Annotated in this window: 17 protein-coding genes; 9 read left to right on the top strand and 8 right to left on the bottom strand. The window is 65.9% G+C overall.

Annotated features, from left to right (window positions below):
* The first annotated feature begins 59 nt into the window (after nt 1-59).
* A complete protein-coding gene (locus FM101_RS06340; protein WP_086997109.1) occupies nt 60-380 on the top strand; it encodes a DUF2316 family protein in 321 nt (106 codons plus the stop codon).
* Here FM101_RS06340 and FM101_RS06335 read toward each other — a convergent pair.
* Both FM101_RS06335 and FM101_RS06330 read right to left on the bottom strand, forming a co-directional pair.
* Nucleotides 367-1,563: an amidohydrolase gene (locus FM101_RS06335; protein WP_086997106.1), complete on the bottom strand. Its 1,197-nt coding sequence runs from the start codon at nt 1,561-1,563 to the stop codon at nt 367-369. The two genes, FM101_RS06340 and FM101_RS06335, sit on opposite strands and share 14 nt — an antisense overlap.
* Nucleotides 1,560-2,978, bottom strand: coding sequence for an MFS transporter (locus FM101_RS06330; RefSeq protein ID WP_179204257.1), 1,419 nt, complete (start codon nt 2,976-2,978; stop codon nt 1,560-1,562). Before FM101_RS06330 ends, FM101_RS06335 begins: the two co-directional genes overlap by 4 nt.
* Before the next feature lie 155 nt (nt 2,979-3,133).
* On the opposite strand from FM101_RS06330, the gene FM101_RS06325 reads away from it, so the two are divergent.
* Nucleotides 3,134-4,144, top strand: coding sequence for an Lrp/AsnC family transcriptional regulator (locus FM101_RS06325; protein ID WP_086997102.1), 1,011 nt, complete (start codon nt 3,134-3,136; stop codon nt 4,142-4,144).
* A gap of 30 nt (nt 4,145-4,174) precedes the next feature.
* Here the strand turns inward: FM101_RS06325 and FM101_RS06320 are convergent, their stop codons facing one another.
* The gene (locus FM101_RS06320; RefSeq protein WP_086997099.1) at nt 4,175-5,191 is read right to left on the bottom strand and encodes a hypothetical protein; all 1,017 of its coding nucleotides are present in this window, start codon (nt 5,189-5,191) and stop codon (nt 4,175-4,177) included.
* 247 nt (nt 5,192-5,438) lie between these two features.
* On the opposite strand from FM101_RS06320, the gene FM101_RS06315 reads away from it, so the two are divergent.
* On the top strand, nt 5,439-6,578 hold the full coding sequence (locus FM101_RS06315; protein WP_218778264.1) for a PQQ-dependent sugar dehydrogenase: 1,140 nt from the start codon (nt 5,439-5,441) through the stop codon (nt 6,576-6,578).
* Nucleotides 6,579-6,606: 28 nt separating this feature from the next.
* Here FM101_RS06315 and FM101_RS06310 read toward each other — a convergent pair whose 3' ends face one another.
* From FM101_RS06310 to FM101_RS06290, 5 genes are all read right to left on the bottom strand, one after another.
* A complete protein-coding gene (locus tag FM101_RS06310; RefSeq protein ID WP_086997096.1) occupies nt 6,607-7,509 on the bottom strand; it encodes an alpha/beta hydrolase fold domain-containing protein in 903 nt (300 codons plus the stop codon).
* A 28-nt stretch (nt 7,510-7,537) separates the two neighbouring features.
* On the bottom strand, nt 7,538-8,020 hold the full coding sequence (locus FM101_RS06305) for a glutathione peroxidase (RefSeq protein WP_086997094.1): 483 nt from the start codon (nt 8,018-8,020) through the stop codon (nt 7,538-7,540).
* A 44-nt stretch (nt 8,021-8,064) separates the two neighbouring features.
* The gene (locus FM101_RS06300; RefSeq protein WP_086997091.1) at nt 8,065-9,990 is read right to left on the bottom strand and encodes a glycerophosphodiester phosphodiesterase; all 1,926 of its coding nucleotides are present in this window, start codon (nt 9,988-9,990) and stop codon (nt 8,065-8,067) included.
* A 78-nt stretch (nt 9,991-10,068) separates the two neighbouring features.
* Nucleotides 10,069-10,467: a BlaI/MecI/CopY family transcriptional regulator gene (locus tag FM101_RS06295; RefSeq protein ID WP_179204256.1), complete on the bottom strand. Its 399-nt coding sequence runs from the start codon at nt 10,465-10,467 to the stop codon at nt 10,069-10,071.
* Complete coding sequence (locus tag FM101_RS06290) at nt 10,464-10,940, bottom strand: hypothetical protein (RefSeq protein WP_245806640.1); 477 nt, start codon at nt 10,938-10,940, stop codon at nt 10,464-10,466. Before FM101_RS06290 ends, FM101_RS06295 begins: the two co-directional genes overlap by 4 nt.
* Before the next feature lie 213 nt (nt 10,941-11,153).
* Between FM101_RS06290 and FM101_RS06285 the strand changes: the two genes are divergently transcribed.
* The 6 genes from FM101_RS06285 (at nt 11,154) to FM101_RS06260 (ending at nt 16,907) form a co-directional block, all read left to right on the top strand.
* Entirely contained in the window at nt 11,154-11,960 is an 807-nt protein-coding gene (locus tag FM101_RS06285; RefSeq protein WP_086997085.1) for a DsbA family protein, read from the top strand.
* A complete protein-coding gene (locus FM101_RS06280) occupies nt 11,961-12,926 on the top strand; it encodes a cytochrome c biogenesis CcdA family protein (protein ID WP_086997082.1) in 966 nt (321 codons plus the stop codon).
* Nucleotides 12,923-13,270 carry a DsrE family protein gene (locus FM101_RS06275; protein WP_086997079.1) on the top strand — a complete coding sequence of 116 codons (348 nt, stop codon included), beginning with the start codon at nt 12,923-12,925 and terminating at the stop codon, nt 13,268-13,270. The genes FM101_RS06280 and FM101_RS06275 overlap by 4 nt, the downstream gene beginning before the upstream one ends.
* Before the next feature lie 109 nt (nt 13,271-13,379).
* Nucleotides 13,380-14,129 (top strand): GntR family transcriptional regulator, encoded by a 750-nt coding sequence (locus FM101_RS06270; RefSeq protein WP_245806639.1) that lies wholly within the window; start codon nt 13,380-13,382, stop codon nt 14,127-14,129.
* A 159-nt stretch (nt 14,130-14,288) separates the two neighbouring features.
* Entirely contained in the window at nt 14,289-15,485 is a 1,197-nt protein-coding gene (locus FM101_RS06265; RefSeq protein WP_086997076.1) for an NAD(P)/FAD-dependent oxidoreductase, read from the top strand.
* A gap of 33 nt (nt 15,486-15,518) precedes the next feature.
* Nucleotides 15,519-16,907 (top strand): MBL fold metallo-hydrolase, encoded by a 1,389-nt coding sequence (locus FM101_RS06260; RefSeq protein ID WP_086997073.1) that lies wholly within the window; start codon nt 15,519-15,521, stop codon nt 16,905-16,907.

The following is a 16,907-nucleotide window of genomic DNA, read 5'->3' as shown; positions in this document are numbered from 1 at the left end:
GGCTTGACGTGGACGAGTAGGGTTCAAGAGAAGGACCCCATCAGCCGAAGGAGCCACCCATGACGTTGAAACCAGCCGAACGACAGGCCACCAGCGAGGAACTTGCCGCCAACTTGTCGTTGTCCGGTCTGAGCCGGGAGCAGATCTGCGAAGATCTTGAATTCAGCGACCATGCCCTCGAAGCAGCACTGGAGTTGCGCGAGATGGTGGACCCGGTCGATGTGTGGGTATTGCGTGACTACCTCGAGCAGGCGGCCCGCGATGCCGGCGCCGAACCCGCCGCCTACACGGCGCTGACCGAAGAAGCCAGAACCGAAGCCTATAAATGGTTCGAACTACGCCAGGCACCGCAGGCCGGCACGGGGGTCACCGCAGAGTGAACCCTGCCTGCAGGCGGGCCCGCTGCTTCGGATCCGTTGCGGCGGCTACCGCAGCCATGGCCAAACCGTAGGCTCCGTCGAGCACCGCCCGATCGGCCCCCTCGCTGGTCCCGAAGGAAGCGAACTCGGCCGTGTGGGGAGTGGCCCCGTGCGTCTCGTAGCCGACCAACGGGTGGATCGCAGCGACCAGATGGGAGACGTTGCCCATATCGGTGGACGCCGCGGGGGCATCCAGCAGGGGGACGTCCCGGCCCCGATCGGTCATGGCTGCGGCATAGGACTCGGCCAGGAAACGGTCCTGACGTAGGTCCGCGAAGTCGTGGCCCTGCGGTTCGATCTCCAACGTGGCCCCACTGGCCAAGGCTCCGGCTTCGAGGCATGCGCGGATCTTGGTCTGGATGAGCTCTAACGTCTCGGCCGTCGGCGCCCGCATTTCCACCCGGGCGTGGGCCCTGGCCGGAATGATGTTCACTGCGGTACCGCCCTCGAGGACCACCAAGGAGACGATGGCCCCTGCCGGCAGCTGCTGACGCGCCAATCCGATCGCCGTCTGGGCGACCACCACCGCATCCAGGGCGTTGACCCCTGCCGCGGGGTTCATCGCCGCATGGGCCGGAACCCCCGAGAAATAGGCGTCCCAACAGCCCAGTGCCAAAGAAGCGGACCCCACCCCGTCCGTATCGGCGGCATGACCCATCAGGGCCAGATGGACTCCGGAAAAGAAGCCCTCGTTGATCAGGTCGACCTTGCCTCCGGTGGTCTCCTCCGCGGGGGTGCCGAAAACCGCGACCGTCAGACCCAGCTGATCGGCGACGTCGGCGAGCGCCAGCGCGGCGGCCACCGCCATGGCTCCATTGACGTTATGTCCGCAGGCGTGGCCGATCCCCGGCAGCGCATCGTATTCAACGCAGACGGCCACGACCAGATCGCCGCCTCCGGTGGTGGCATGGAAGGCGGTGGGCGAGCCCGGCTGGTGGTCCGGGAAGTCGAAGCCGGCCTCGGCTAGGACGGTGCGTACCCGTGCTGCGGAACGGTGCTCGTTCCCGCCGAGCTCCGGGTCGGCATGGAGGCAGTGGCTGAGTTCAAGCACGGTGGATCGCTCGCGCTCAAGAGTTCGAGTAATCGTGGAGGCCAGGACCTGGGTGCGGGTGCCGGCGTCGTGCTGGGTGCGTGGTGGATTCATGCTGTGGCCTCTTCGGTGGTAACGGATGCGGTGACCGGGGTGTACCCACGGGAAAACCAGGTGGCGACCAGGGCAGCAAGGGCCAGGCTGATCCAGATGGCGATCATCCCCTGCATCAGGATATGTCCGTCGGCGGCGAAGGTGGAGGAGAGCATTTTGACCACCGCGGCGCCCACGGCGATGCCCACGGAGAGTGCCAGTTCGTTCAGCCCGGCGGCCGTGGCCGTCTCCTCCAGCGGGACCCCTTCGACGGATAGTGCCCGGGTGGCCGACTGGTAGGTGCCCAGCCCCACGTTGAACAGGGCGAAGCCCACACAGTATCCGACGAAGGAGCCATGGCCCACTGCCATGACAACGAACCCCGAGGCGAGGATTATCCCGGCCAGCATCAGCGTGGTGCGCTCGCCGATGGTCGTCAGGGCTCGACCGGTCAGCAGTGATGAACCGAGCCCGAGGACCGAGGAGAGAGCGAGGACGACGGCGATGGCCAGTGGATTAAGCGCGAAACCGTATCCGGTAACCGCGGCATCGGAATGCAGGAAGATCCCGTTGGTGCCGAAATAGCTGATCGAGGCGAATCCGAAGAAGAAGGTGGCCAGCGAGACGCTGCGCACCCGGGGAACTGAGAGCAGGCGCAGGTTGATGAACTGTTTCTCAGCACGAGCGTCGATGCGGGTCCACCACAGCAGCAGGCCCACCCCGGCGAGACCTGAGAGCAGGGTTTTCAACGACAGCCAGCCCCAGTCAGGACCCATGGACAGGGCGGTGACCAGACCCACGAGGCCCAGCGAGCAGCAGATCATCGGCAGGAGGGCGACCGGCTCCCGGGTGGGGACACCGGCATCGGGCAGGAAGAACGTCATCAGCAGGGCCAGTAGCGCGAACGGAACGCCGACCCAGAACCCGCGGGCCGGGTCGTGTGCCCCGACTAGGCCGGCCAACAGTCCGCCGAACCCGACGGTGATCATCAAAGTGCCGATCATGACACTGACTCCGCGCCGGGTGTCGGCAGAGCTGGTCACGCGCAGGATGCCCATCATCAGGGGGATGAATCCTACGACGCAGGTGAGCATGACGACGCCAATGCTCACGGTGAGCAAAGTCGGCATCAAGGCCATCAGCATGACGCCTGCTGCGACGGCGACCGTCGAACAGCGCAGGACCAGTCGATAGCCGAACCTGTCACCCAATCGGGAGATGATCGGGGTCATCACAGCGAAGGAAACGTTGGAGATCAGGAAGATCCCGTTAATGGTGGGGTCATCGATGTTCAGGACCGGACCCAGGGCCGGCAGAATCGGGTTCAGATAGCCCTGCGTGACGCCGCTGAGCGACTCGATCAGGGCCATGGCCACGATCATGCCGGTGATAGTCCGCCGCACCACTGGTGCGGATGCCTCTGAGGTGGTTCGCATGGGAATTCCTTGGTGGGGTGGGCTGTGTAGGCAGCTCGGCCGAGAGGCTCGAACGACCAATGTGGGGTACATCACCTATATTGAAGGTGTATGTTCAGCACACGGAAAATTCAATGGAAAAGTTATCTTTTGAACTACATGCGAAGGAATAGTTCATGATTTCGGAACTTGATCTCAAAATCGTCCATGCCTTGCAGATCTCTCCCCGCGTCGACTGGGAGCATCTCGGGACGGTGCTGGGCGTCTCGGCGGTGACCCTGGCCCGGCGTTGGGAGGCCCTGCGCGAGGCGGGCATCGCCTGGGTGACCCCGTTTCCCGGGCCGCGGTATCTCGACGCCGGGTGGTCGGCTTTCGCTTACCTGACCTCGACGCCGGCACGGCAGGAAGAATTGGTGGAACAGCTGTGCCAGGACCCGGCCTTCGCCACCGTTTCGCTGATCTCGGGTCCTCACGATGTGTTGGTGGATTGCTATGCCTCCTCCCACGACGAACTGATCCGGACGCTGACCCGCTCCTTCGCGAGACTTCCCGGGTTGGTTCATCGTGACGTGCTGTTTTCCACCACCCTGCACCGTGGGGCATCCGAATGGCGCAGCGGGACGCTGGAACCAGCCCAGGTGCGTCAACTCTCAGCCCCGGCACATCCGGTGAGGGCAGGGCACGTCCCGGATGCGCTAGACACCCGACTGGTGGCGGGGCTTGCCGCCGACGGCCGGATGTCGTGGGTCCGGTTGGGGCAGGAGTGCGGGGTATCCGCGCAGACAGCCAAACGCCGGATCGGTCGCATCCTCGATGCGGGGTTCCTCTCACTGCGCTGCGATGCCGCAGTGGAGATCGGTGCCGGGCAGCGGGAGGTCTCCCTGCTCCTCAGCGTTCCGGCGACCTCTGTGGAAGCTATCGGAGCCTATCTGGGGGATCTGCCCAATTGTCGACTCAGCGCCGAGGTGCTGGGGGCAGCGAATCTATTGGTCACCCTGTGGGTGCATCATTTCTCAGAGGTCCGTGAACTCGAGGTGGAGCTGGCCCGCAGGTCCCCCGAGTCCACCGTGGTGTCTCGGCAGGCCACCGTGAGGCGTTATAAGCGGGCGGGTCGCCTCCTCGATGCCAGTGGACGCTCGTGGGGCACGGTGCCGGTGCCCCTGTGGGAGGCCGATGTCGGGCGTTGAAGCGCCAGGCACGACCACGGTCCCTGCCGTTCAGCCCTGCGTGGTCCTCACCGGTGGGTCTTGCATCTGCTCGCGGGCGAAGCGTCGGGCCGCCCGGCCCAACCGCAGGAAGTGGACCGTGGAGAGGACCAAGGCAATCGCCAAGGCCACCGAGGTGATTTGGCCGAAGAGCGAGCCCTCGCCCCGGATGATGCCCACGTAATACTGCAGGGCCTGCGCCAGGAAAAGGAGCGGGATCACCATGAGCCGGAAGAACGACTGATAGGGCATGGCCACCGAATACCTCAGGGCTTGTCGGCGGAGTTCCGCGTCCTGGGGCAGCGGCGTGCTCCCGAAGATGACCCGGCGCAGCAGGGCCGTCTGGTCCCTGTTGACCCGGGCGTCGTGGAGGATCTGATCGCGCAGGTACGCCCCGCAAATCAGGGCGGCGATGCCGGTGCCGTATAAGGCCAGCTGGGTGTTTCCCAGCAGGTGGTAGACCAGTTGCACGGTGTCGCCCCGCGGGCGGGAGGGAGCGCCGGCCAGCAGAGAAATCCAGAAGATGGCCTGCGAACCGACGGCGACCAGGCACGCCATCTGCCGTTGTAGGCGCTCGGCTGTGGGCATCCTCAATTGTTCGGAGACCAGATCATCAGGACGGTGGGTGGCGATCCACCGACCGGCAGCTATCCCGAGGCCGGCCAGGGCGAAGCCACTACCCAAGATGACGACGGTGGGCCGTAGGGAGTTTGCGCTGAGCAGAGCGTGGAGGAGGGTGGCCAGGATTCCGATCGCCAGCAAGGCTCGGCCGCTCCGTTGCCACCACGAACCAGGGGGTACTGTCTCTGGCTCGGTTCCTGTCCGTGTCCGTGCTGGTGTTTGTTCCTTCCCGCGGACGCGACTGGTTCCCAATAGCCAGGCGGCCCCCACGAAGGCCGTCGGTGCCAGCGCCGCTAAGAGCACGGCTCCCGGAGCCATGGCCGAGGAGGTGGCGAGCACCCAGGCCAGTAAACCGGTAGTGAAGACCAGGCCACCGAGGAGGGTGGCCAGGTACGTCACGATTTTCATCTGTTGGGGTCCCCTGGAGGTTAGGCGGTCGAAGAGGACTAACCCTTTCAGTCAGGGGGCCGGTCGTCAACGCGGACTCGTGGCCTGTGCGTAGGGGGGGACCTGCCGATGGTCGACAACTGGTGCACTTTTGTGGTCCAGCGTCCATACTGGGCGGAAGGGGAGCCGTCGGAGCCGGTTGCGGTGTTCCCGCCAGCGAGGTAGCTGCCGACGCCTGGTGAAGAGCCATCCGGCCAGGAGGCCATGCATGCGGATGCGCCGCGGTTCGCTTCTCGCCGTCGCGGGGATCACCACCAGCCTGGCTCTGACCTGCTGTACACCGGGACCAACCGCGGGACAGGCGACGTCCACGGCAGCGATGAGCGATTCGGTACCTGCCAGCTCTCCGGCTCAGCCCGTCGAGGCTGCCCCGACCACGTCGATGATCACGGACGGTCACGACGTAGTCGCCGAGAATCTGGAAGCACCGTGGTCGGTGGTCTTCCGCGAGCAGACAGCCCTGATCAGTGAGCGCGATAGCGGGCGCATCCTTGAACTGGAGGAGAACGGTGGAACCCGGGAGATCGGCGTCGTTCCCGGGGTGGTTCATGGCGGGGAAGGTGGTCTGCTGGGGTTGGCGATGCGCGGTACCGAACAGCTGTACGCCTATTCCACGGGTGCCGACGGCAACCGGATCCAGCGTTTTGAACTCCTTGGTCAACCGGGGTCCTTGGCGTTGGGCGGTGTCACCACCCTGCTCGACGGAATTCCTGCCGGCACCAACCATAATGGCGGGCGGCTGGGATTCGGCCCCGACAAGATGCTCTATGCCACCACCGGGGACAGTGGTGACCGGTCCCTGGCCCAGGACCGCGAAAGTCTAGGCGGGAAAATCTTGAGGATGGAACCCGACGGCGGTATTCCGGCGTCGAACCCCTTCGACGACTCCTACGTCTACAGCTATGGGCACCGCAACCCGCAGGGGCTGGCCTGGGATGCGGTGGGCACCCTATATGCCACCGAATTCGGGCAGAGCGCCTGGGACGAGCTCAATGTGATTACCGCCGGGGCCAACTACGGGTGGCCCGCGGTGGAAGGCATCGCCGACGAGGAGGGTTTCACCGACCCCGTCCAAGAATGGGAGCCCGCGGAGGCCAGCCCCAGCGGGATGGCCATTACCGCCGGAGCGATTTTCATCGCCAACCTGCGGGGGGCAGCCCTGCGAGTGGTGCCGGTGGCCGAGGATGGGACGTCGAACGAACACTATGTGGGCCAGTTCGGCCGACTCCGGCAAGCGGTCGTCGCGCCGGATGGGGACCTCTGGTTCCTGACCAATAACACCGACGGGCGCGGCAGCCCCGGGCCCGAAGACGACCAGATCATCAGCGTCGGGATCCGCGGCAGCTGAAACCCCTGCAGGTCCTGCGGTTCGGGGTCTAGCGCGTGGTCGCTTCGCGGACCCGGGCCACGATGTGCTGACGGGCAGTACGTCCGATCACCGTGGGCAGCAGTGGATACACGTGAATTTGCCCCTGCTTTTCAAGGTATTCGATCTCGACGCCGGCTGCGGAAGCCTGCTCTGCAAAGAGCCGCCCATCGGGGTTGAGAATATCGCGGGTTCCGGTAAACAGCGTGATGGGCCCTAGGCCGTCCAGCTTCCCGTTGAGCGGGCTGACCACTGGGTTGTCCACGTCCAGGGTGTCTTTCCAGAGGTCGATGAAGACCTGGGTTCCCCGGGTGCCGAGCCATGGGTCGCTGGGTTGGACGATGGCGATCTCCGGGTTCTTCATGGACAGATCAACTGCCGGGGCGATGGCGATTGTCCGGGGCAGGGTGACCCCGTGCTGGTCACGCAACTGTAGGAGCGTGGAGAGGACGATCTGCCCTCCTGCCGAATCGCCGGCCAGAACCGTTGGTTCAGCGCTTTCCAAGCACGTGAGGACCTCTGTCGTGAACCCGTCGACGACCTGCCGGGCCGTGCCGAAGGGGACCAGGGGATAGATCAAAACGTGGACGGCGGTCCGTGCCTCGGCGGCGATCTGTGCAGCCAGTTGCCAGTGCTGCCGGGCGATCTCGCTAACCCACCCACCACCGTGGGCGTAGACGACGTGTCCCCGGGCCCCGGTGCTGCGGGGAGCGAGCGTATAGGCGGGCCACCCGGCTTCGGTGCGGGAAGCGGAGATGACGACGTCTTTCCGCAGCCCCCGGGGTGGGCCGTAGGAAGCTGGGCGGAGCGTCCGTCGGTGCAGTCGCCGGCGGGCAGCTGCCTCCGTGATGAAGGGGGCGCCGGCACTGGTGGCCTTCAGGGCGACGGGAATGAGTGCCTGAGGAAGAATCATCGGTGGCTCCGCATCGGTTCGGGGGTGGCTAGCCGGGGAGATTCGCTTCGATCGCTGCGATGATTTCCGGGGCGTCGGGTGTGGTCCGCGGTCGGAACCGCAGCCTCTCACCGGAGGGTAGCAGGAGGAACTTCTCGAAGTTCCAGCTCACCCGTCCTGCCTTCCCCGCTGCGTCCTTCGTCTTCTTCAACTCGGTATACAGCGGATGTTCGCGCCGCCCGTTCACCCGCACCCGGTCGAAGATCGGAAAGGTGATGCCGTACGTCGTCGAACAATACTCAAGCACTGCCTCGTTGCTGCCCAGCTCCTGGAGGAACTGGTTGCTGGGAAAACCCAAAACGGTGAAGCCACGATCGCCATACGTGCGTTGTAGTTCCTCGAGCTGCTCGTATTGCCCGGAGAGGCCGCAGCGGGAGGCGACGTTCACCACCATCACTACTTGTCCGGCATAGTCGTTGAGGGTCGTGGTGTGCTCATCCATGGTGGTGAGGGGAATCGTGGTCAGGTCCATGCTGTGGCCAACCCCTGCGGCGCCCGGGGCATTCCCGCACCGACCTAACGCGACGTCGGCATCACGCTGGCCAGATGCTTGACCACGTCGCGGAGCGGGAACGCCGTGGCGGGGTGGGCCTCTACCCGGGAACGTTGGGTCGTGGCCCGTTGCGGGTGGTCGGTGACGATGCCGTCGACCCCGTCGTAGAGATAGTTGCGGATCCGGTCCTCGCGGTTGACCGTCCACACGTAGACGGGCAGATGTGCCGCGTGGGCCTGGTCGAGGAACCGCTTCGAATAGGAGGCCTGCTCCACGACCAGGAAATCGCAGTTCACGTCGGGGACGCCGCCGACGGTCATGGCGATGGTGTAGCCGACGGATAGATCGGGGCGTCTGGCCTTGAGCGACTCCACGAGGTCGGCATCCAAGGAGTGGTAAATATTATTCTCCAGCGGGCCCACCGAGGCCAGTTCCTCCTCGAACCGGTCCACATAGTCGGCGGTTTCGTGGCCGTGGACCTTGGGTTCGATGAGCAGCTTGACCCCCAGCTCCCGGGCCCGGCGGACATAATCGACCATCGAGGGGATGTGGTCGGTGAAGCCGCGGGCACTGACCGTGGTGGCTTCGGCCTCGGCGAGGGTCAGATCGTAGATGTTCACGTTATGCCCCGAGAGCAACAGCAGATTCGTGTCGTGGCTGGCGACGAAGTGTCCGTCCTTCGTCTGCTGGACGTCGACTTCCACCAGCTCGGGGTCCTGGGTTGCCGCGGATTCCAAGGCGCCGAGGGTGTTCTCGACCCCGCCCCACATCCAACCACGGTGGGCGATGACCAGAGGTTCGGAAGTCGGTGGCGGAGCGGCGGCCACCGCGGGAGCGCCCATGATGGCGATGGCCACCACGGCAGCTCCCGCCGTGGTGCGCAGGGCCAGCCGACGCCCACCGGGGCCGCGGGTCGGAGGGTTGCCGGGGCGAGGGGACCGCGCCCGGTGCACCGTTGGGGATTCCGTCGAGTCGGTGGCCCTGCCCCCGGGGACGTTCCGGTCCAGCCAGGCGAGTGCCCACCGGATGAACGCCACCGTGGTGACGACCATGAGGACGAAGGCCGTGGCCCGGGCGGCCCCCAAACCCAGGGTGGCGACCAGATGGGAGTCGGTCTTCATCAAGGCTCCGGGCAGCGTGGCCAGCCAGGCCACGGTGCGGCCGGGGACACCGAACATCAAGGCAGCGGCCAGCAGCGGGGAAGCCAGGATCCCGGGCCAGCGAAGCCGCCGGTGCCAGGTGGCCTGCCAGCTGCTGAGCATGGCCCGCAGCGGGCTCAGCCCGCGCGTCACCAGCAGGGGGATGGTCAGCAACAGGCGCAGGTTCAGATAGACCAGCGCGCTGATCATCGAGAGGTACAAGCTCAGGCTCAACGGTTTCTTCAGATACTCGGCCGTCACGAACGGGGCGACGCCGATCTCGCGGGTCAGCGGGGAGAGCTCGGCCAGACCGCCCAACGGCATGAGCAAAAAAACGTAGACGGCCACCAACGGTGCCTGGAACCCCAGGGCCCTGCCGGTAGCGCGCCAGGCTTGGCGTCCCGCCGTCGTTCCCGGATGCTCGGAACCGGCACGGATCCTGCCCACCAGGGCGATGACCGAGGTGTACTGCAAGGCCAGGGCGCCCAAGGCGATGAACCCGATGGCCAGGAACAACAGCACCGACGAGGGACTATGCAGGATTCGTGGGAAGTTCCTGTCGGTCAGATTCGGGGTCCCGGCCAGGGCCAACGCGTGGGTGAACAAGAAATTCACCAGCGGCAGCACGAAGACCAGGATGATTCCCTGCCAGAGCACGAGGACCCCGGCAGGCACCGACAGGCCGGTCAAAAACTCCCGACGGCGCCCGGTTGGTGTGCTCGCGGCAGCACCGAGGACGGCCGGTTGCTCGTCCTGGTCGTGGCTGCCGATGGTTTTTCCGTCCCTGTGTCGGTGGCTCCTGGACCTCACTTAACGTGAGGGGTTAAAAGATCCGTACCATTTTAGCAAGGCGGGGCGGATGCGGACGCATCCTCACGGTTTCGGTGGCTACAGCAGCGATTTCAGGTAGGCCCGGTCGGCAGGATCCAGTGATGTGGCGAAACTGGCCAGACACCGGCGGCGGTCATTGGTTTCACCCAACGCCCTGACCATATGGGCCGCGGAGAACTCGCAGCCGCTCAACGCGGCGGTATAGGACCAGACCTGACCGATCAGTTCACGGGTGGCCAACTGCTTATCCACTAGATGCCCCAAGACGGTGGCCACCGTGGTGTAGGCGGGATGCGGTGCAGCGTCGGAGGTGAGGACCTCCAGGACGCTGCGGGTGGTGTGGGCCTGCTTGGTCTTCCACAGCACATCCAGGACCCGGCGTTCCAGCGTGCCCACCTGCGGAGCCTCTCCCGGTTCGAAAGGCAAGGCAGCTTCCTGGGCGGTCGTCGTGCTCATGCTTGGGTCCTTTCCACTGCTTCCTGCGGTGACTCGGCCCGGGGGATGGACACCGGGCATTCGACCTGCCCCGAGAGGCGGAAGATCACGGCGCCGAAGGTCATGACCAGGGCCAGCCCGGCCATCCAGGGCTGCAAGGGGGCGAAGTAGGCCAAGGCGCCGGAGTAGCCCAAGGCCAGGAGGGCAATTTTATTGCAGACCGGGCAGCCGATGGCGAACCAGGCCAGCAGCCCACCGGCCAATCCCCACCGCGAGCCGCTATCGGTTGACGGGTTTTCCGGTGCCGCAGGCGCTCCGCGGGCACTGACATAGCTGCCGATCAACAGTCCGGACAGCAAGGAGGTCACCATCCACACCGGACGATTCCATGCCGTCGGGGCGATGTCCCGGGTGAAGAAGTCGTTGGGGATCAGGACGGTGGCCACGCCGAGCAGCACGCCGATGGCCAGGGCCCGACGGCTGAGATGACCCATTGCCGGGGCCCCCAGTACCGCAGGGCGGTCGCGGCCAACGTGAAGCGGCGTGTGAGGCCGATGCGCGGTCGTGAGGGGCGTGACATGGGTTCTGGCTCCTGGGCTGGTCTGTGATGTTGAACGGAAAACTTGATCGTCGCCGCTCTATCTACTATCAAGGATAGTAGAGATACTATGCAACATAGTAACTAATCGATCGAAAGCAGCACCCCCATGCCTGAAACACCAGTGCCCGACGATCCGTCGACACCGGCCCGCCGGAATCACGGAGCCAGGAGCAGGAAACTGCCCTGGGTGTGGATCATCCCGATCCCCGTGGCCCTGATCATCGGCCTGCTGATCGGCATCCAGCTGCCCTTCGGCAATGGCGCCGCCTCCGAGCCGGCTCCGGACGCCGCGCCGCAGGAACAACAGCAACCACCGCAGCAGCAGCAAGCGCCGGGCGAGGAGGTGGAGGTCCCCGATATGGCCCGCGTGGACCCCGAAGACCCCACCGCCGTGGGTGACGTGGATGCTCCGGTGGTCATGGTGGCCTATTCGGACTTCCAATGCCCGTACTGCGCCAAGTGGACGGCCAACACACTGCCGACCCTGATGGACAAATACGTCGAAACCGGAAAGCTGCGCATTGAATGGCGCGATCTGGACATCTTCGGTGATGAGTCCCTGAAGGCCGCCGAAGCCGCCCAGGCGGCAGCCATGCAAGACGGCTACCTCGACTTCCATGAGGAGATGTCCAAGGGCGGCAAAATTGCCAAGGCCTCCGCCTTCGAGGATAAGAACCTGAAGGCCACCGCCGAGAAACTCGGGATGGATGGCGATCAGCTCATCAAGGACATGAACGGGGTCCACGCCCCCGACGTCGTCCAGCAGAACATCGACGAAGCCATGGAACTGGGTGTGACCAGCACCCCGTCCTTCCTGCTCAATAAGACCCCCTTCGTCGGCGCCCAGCCCACCGAGAACTTCATCGAGGCCATTGACAAGGAAATCAAGGCCGCCGAGAAGGACGATCAGTAGATGGAAGCAGGACTGGTCTTTGCCTTCGTCGGGGGAGTGCTGGGGCTGTTCAGTCCCTGTAACGCCCTGCTCCTTCCGGCGTTCTTCGCCCACGCGGCAACCTCCACCCGCAGGCTCTCGGCCCTGGGGTTGGCCTTCCTGATCGGCATGCTCGCCACCCTGGTCCCGCTCGGCCTGGGCATCGGCTGGCTCGGAGGCACCATCTCGGTGGACCGCCGGGCCCTGATCGTCGTCGCCGCCTGGGTCATTATCGCCCTGGGCCTCGTGCAGATCCTCGGCGGGGGATTCGACGTCAGCAGATTGCTGCCGAACTGGGCCCGTCGCAAGGGTCCGGCGACCCCGTCGCTGGGTGGGGCAGTCCTCTTGGGCACCGCCGCCGGCGTGGCAGGATTCTGCACCGGCCCCGTGCTGGGGGCGATCCTCACGCTCGTGTTGGCCCAAGGCAGCGCCGTTTCGGGAGGCCTGCTGTTGGCCATGTATGCCCTGGGCATGGTGATCCCGGTGCTGGCAGTGGCCGGCATCATCCGCAGGACCGGGGCCTTCAAGGCCGGCTGGCTGCGCGGCCGGACCCTGTCCCTGGGCAGATTCCGTTTCAACACCAATATGCTGATCGCCGGAGTGGTCACCGTGGCCGTCGGGGTCATCATGCTGGCCACCGGAGGACTCGTGACCTCCAATGAACTGATCTCCGCTTCGCTGATGGACCAGATCTCCGCAGCGGCCAGCTCCATTGATGCGGCGCTACCGGGCTGGGCCTGGCCGGCACTGCTGGGACTGGTGCTCTTGGGCTGGTGGGTCGTGGCGGTTCGCCGTCACCTGCAGGCCGAAGCATCAGGACACGACGAAAGCCCCCGGAGCGACGTCGACTCACGTGACGCCGGATCACATGACGCCGGCCCGCAGGAGGTTGCTTCGGGCCGGCCGTGCGAGCGCGCTGCCGGCGCCGCGGGACAGGAGACACCGTGAGCGCCCTGCTGCTGCATCTGGCAGGTCCGGGACAGGCACCGTTCCCCGACCTGGCCACGGCGTTGAAGGTCGCCGCCAATGCCCTGGACGAATTACCTGGGGCCGAGGTGGAGATCGTTGTCCAGGGCCCGGCGGTGACCCAACTGCTGGCATCGGCCCAGGACGCGGCGCGCGTCGCGGAGCTGACCGGAGCGGGAAACGTGGCGATCAGCGCATGTGCCAACAGCCTGCGCTCGGCAGCGGTGGGCGCTGCGAGCCTGGCCGGCGGGGTCCGGGTCGTTCCTGCCGCCATTGCCCACCTGGCCCGACGGCAGGGCGACGGCGCCGCTTACGTCCGCATCTGACGTCCTCGACGGCTGCCCCGCGATAGCATCGGTCACGGGAGTGGCTGGTCAAGACCTGGCGGCCACGCGTCCGGCATCCGGCCGGCACCCCAGACAGCGAGGCGGGGAGATGATGGCCACCGGGCAGCGAGATCGATCAGGGCGCAAGGTCCCCCTGTGGCAATCGGTGCAGGACCAGCTCCAGGAACGGATCGGCCGCGGAGAATTCGCCGACGGGTTTCCCGGCGAAATGGCCCTGGCCGATGAATACGAGGTCAGCCGGTCCACGATTCGTTCCGCCCTGGCACCGCTGCGTCGGGCCGGATTGCTCTCGGCCCAACGGGGTAGGCAGTCCTCGGTGGTCAACGTCGTCGACGAACAGCGCTTCGGCCCCGTCTACAGCCTCTTCGCCGCCGTCGAAAATGCCGGCATGACCCAGCGCAGCGTCGTCGAAATCGCCGAACTGCGCCGGTCCGCTACGGCGGCCGCGCACCTGGGCCTGGACGCCGACGCCGACCTCGTCTTCATCTCCCGAACCCGCTATGCGGACCGCGATGTCATCGCCGTAGACGACACCTGGCTGCCCGCAAACGTCGCGGCCCCGGTCCTGGGCGCCGACCTGAGCCATACCGCCCTCTACGAGGTGCTGCGCCGCAAATGTTCGATCACCCTGAGCGCCGGACACGAAACCCTGCACGCCCTGGCCGCCGATGCGCAGCAGTCCCGGCGCCTGGCCTGCCCTGCCGGGACGGCTGTCTTCTTCATCGAACGTCTCGGCCTGGCCGGGGAACAAGCAGTGGAGTGGCGCGAAACCCTCATCCGGGGGGACCGTTTCACCGTCACCACCTCGTATCCCGCGGCCCCTGCGGCCGGGCGCTGAACCGGCGGAGCCCGGCCTCTCGATCATCCTCGCCGCCCAGGGGCTTCCCCTCAACGGTAAATGTACGTACATTAGGTCATGAGGTGCTGTGATCCCCGGCGCTTCCCCGCCGTATGCCACATCCGGCGGGCAGAGCCGAACGAAGTGGAGACGTTTCATATGGGCCTGCACCATCGCATCGTGATCATCGGCGGCGGCAACGCCGGACTGAGCGTGGCCGCCCGGCTGCGCCACGCCGGTCAGGACGACATCGCCGTCGTCGAACCCAGCGACCAGCACTACTACCAGCCGCTATGGACCCTGGTCGGCGGTGGACGGGCCCCGGCGAAGGAATCCGTCAGGCACCAGGCCTCGGTGATGCCCCAGGGCGTCGCCTGGATCAAGGACGCCGCCACGGAAACCAATCCCGAGGCGAAGACCGTCACCCTCGCTTCCGGGGCCGTCGTCGGATACGACTACCTCGTGGTCTGCCCCGGCATCCAGCTCGACTGGGACCAGCTACCCGGCCTGTCCGAAGCCCTGGAGACCCCCGCGGTGTCGAGCAATTACCGCTTCGAGTTGGCCCCCAAGACCTGGAACATGATCCGCGCCCTGCGCTCGGGCACCGCGGTGTTCACCATGCCGGCCGGACCGATCAAATGTGCCGGGGCACCCCAGAAGATCGCCTACCTGGCCGCCGACTACTGGCGTGAACAAGGGGTCCTGGACGCTATCCGCATGGTGTTGGTCCTGCCGACACCCGGGATGTTCGGGGTCAAGGAATTCTCCGACGAACTCGACCGGGTCGTCGCCGACTACGGTATTGAAGTCCGTTTTTCCAGCGAAGTCACCTCCATCGACGCGGAGGCCAAAACCGTCTCGGTGCGCAACAACACCACCGAAGCCAGCGAAGACCTCGGTTACGACTTCCTCCATGCGGTGCCCCCACAGTCGGCGCCGGATTGGCTCAAGAACAGCGCTCTGGCCGACCCGGACAACCCTGCCGGCTACGTGGCGATCGACAAGAACACGCTGCGGCACACCAAATATCCGGAGGTCTTCGCCCTGGGCGACGCCGGCTCGAGCCCGAACTCCAAAACCGGGGCGGCCATTCGCAAGCAGGCACCGGTGCTGGTGAAGAACCTGCTGGCCGCGATGACCGGCAAGACGCCGTCGGCCAGCTACGGGGGTTATGCCTCCTGCCCGCTGACCACCTCCCGGCACACGATGCTGCTGGCCGAATTCGACTACAGCATGCGTCCGGCGCCGAGCATCCCGTTCATCGACACCACCCATGAACGCAAGGACATGTGGTATCTCAAGCGTTACGGGCTGCCGTTCATGTACTGGAACCTCATCCTCAAGGGCCGCGCCTGATGCGGGCCCCCGCCACCATTAAGGAGCGCACACGTGTTCTTTGAACGCATCTACGACACCGATCTGGCCCAGGCCAGCTACGTCATCGGCTGCCAGTCCAACGGGGAGGCAGTGGTCATCGACGCCCGACGCGATACCGACGTCTACCACCGGATCGCCGCGGCCAACGGCCTGAAGATCGTCGCGGTGACCGAAACCCACGTCCACGCCGACTACCTCTCGGGGACCCGCGAACTGGCGGCGGATACCGGGGCCACCATGTATGTTTCCGGCGAGGGCGGACCCGACTGGCTCTATGACTTCGAGGCCAGCCTGCTCACCGACGGCGGAACGATCACCCTGGGCAACATCACGCTCACCGCCGCCCATACCCCGGGGCACACCCCGGAGCACCTGATGTTCCTGGTCACCGATGGTGCCTTCTCCCAGGACCCGGGTTACGCCCTGACCGGCGACTTCGTGTTCTGTGGAGATCTGGGCCGCCCCGATCTGCTCGACGAGGCAGCCGGCGGCGTGGACACCCGGTTCATCGGGGCGCAACAGATGTTCGCCAGCCTGCGGGATCGATTCCTCACCCTGCCCGACCATGTCCAGGTTCACCCGGCACATGGGGCCGGCAGCGCCTGCGGCAAGGCCCTGGGCGCCGTTCCCTCCAGCACCGTGGGCTATGAACGACTCAACGCCTGGTGGGGCAAATACCTGGAAGCCGACGATGAGGAAGGCTTCGTCGCCGAATTGCTCGAGGGCCAGCCCGACGCCCCGGCATACTTCGGACGCATGAAGCGCCAGAACCTCGCCGGCCCGGCGGTCCTGGGGGAACGCCAGCCGTTGGCCGAGCTCGACGCGGCGCAGGTCGCCGCCTGGCTGGCCGCCAACGAGGCGACCTTCGTGGACACCCGGTCCCAGACCGACGTCCATCGGGGCACGGTCGCCGGATCGGTGAACATCCCGGCGATCAAATCCATGGCCACCTATGGTGCCTGGGCCATCGACCCCGAACGTGACCGGCGCCCGCTGGTCCTGTTGGCCGACGGTCCCGCATCGGCCCAGGCGATGTGGGACCACCTGATCCGGGTGGGCATCGACGACGTCTCCGGCTATGTCACCAGCATCGAGGGCCTGCCACACCACACACCGAGATTGGTGCAGCCGGATGAGGTCGCCGACTTCGACAAGGCCCTGTTGCTGGACGTGAGGGCAAAATCCGAGCACGAGGCCGGGAAGGTCCCCGGTTCGGAGCAACTCCACGGTGGCCGGGTGCTCTGGAACCTGGAGAAACTGCCGAACAGCGGCACCATCGTCACCTATTGCCAGTCCGGGGTGCGTAGCTCGGTGGTCGCCAGCACCCTGCGCCATGCCGGCTACGACGTCGTCGAGCTCGAGGGCAGCTATGCCGCCTGGGCCGCCCAGCAGGCCAAGTAG

The sequence above is a fragment of the Arthrobacter rhombi genome (assembly GCF_900163545.1).
GTDB classification, from domain to species: Bacteria; Actinomycetota; Actinomycetes; order Actinomycetales; family Micrococcaceae; genus Arthrobacter_H; species Arthrobacter_H rhombi_A.
This window is presented reverse-complemented; position numbering and strand designations above follow the sequence as displayed.

Bases quoted from the DNA above. Each gene is read 5' to 3' on its own strand.
- FM101_RS06280 (WP_086997082.1), top strand. From the start codon at position 11,961: ATGGAAGCAGGACTGGTCTTTGCCTTCGTCGGGGGAGTGCTGGGGCTG.
- FM101_RS06285 (WP_086997085.1), top strand. From the start codon at position 11,154: ATGCCTGAAACACCAGTGCCCGACGATCCGTCGACACCGGCCCGCCGG.
- FM101_RS06325 (WP_086997102.1), top strand. From the start codon at position 3,134: ATGATTTCGGAACTTGATCTCAAAATCGTCCATGCCTTGCAGATCTCT.
- FM101_RS06330 (WP_179204257.1), bottom strand. From the start codon at position 2,978: ATGCGAACCACCTCAGAGGCATCCGCACCAGTGGTGCGGCGGACTATC.
- FM101_RS06335 (WP_086997106.1), bottom strand. From the start codon at position 1,563: ATGAATCCACCACGCACCCAGCACGACGCCGGCACCCGCACCCAGGTC.
- FM101_RS06270 (WP_245806639.1), top strand. From the start codon at position 13,380: ATGATGGCCACCGGGCAGCGAGATCGATCAGGGCGCAAGGTCCCCCTG.
- FM101_RS06310 (WP_086997096.1), bottom strand. From the start codon at position 7,509: ATGATTCTTCCTCAGGCACTCATTCCCGTCGCCCTGAAGGCCACCAGT.
- FM101_RS06340 (WP_086997109.1), top strand. From the start codon at position 60: ATGACGTTGAAACCAGCCGAACGACAGGCCACCAGCGAGGAACTTGCC.
- FM101_RS06305 (WP_086997094.1), bottom strand. From the start codon at position 8,020: ATGGACCTGACCACGATTCCCCTCACCACCATGGATGAGCACACCACG.
- FM101_RS06320 (WP_086997099.1), bottom strand. From the start codon at position 5,191: ATGAAAATCGTGACGTACCTGGCCACCCTCCTCGGTGGCCTGGTCTTC.
- FM101_RS06315 (WP_218778264.1), top strand. From the start codon at position 5,439: ATGCGGATGCGCCGCGGTTCGCTTCTCGCCGTCGCGGGGATCACCACC.
- FM101_RS06295 (WP_179204256.1), bottom strand. From the start codon at position 10,467: ATGAGCACGACGACCGCCCAGGAAGCTGCCTTGCCTTTCGAACCGGGA.
- FM101_RS06265 (WP_086997076.1), top strand. From the start codon at position 14,289: ATGGGCCTGCACCATCGCATCGTGATCATCGGCGGCGGCAACGCCGGA.
- FM101_RS06290 (WP_245806640.1), bottom strand. From the start codon at position 10,940: ATGGGTCATCTCAGCCGTCGGGCCCTGGCCATCGGCGTGCTGCTCGGC.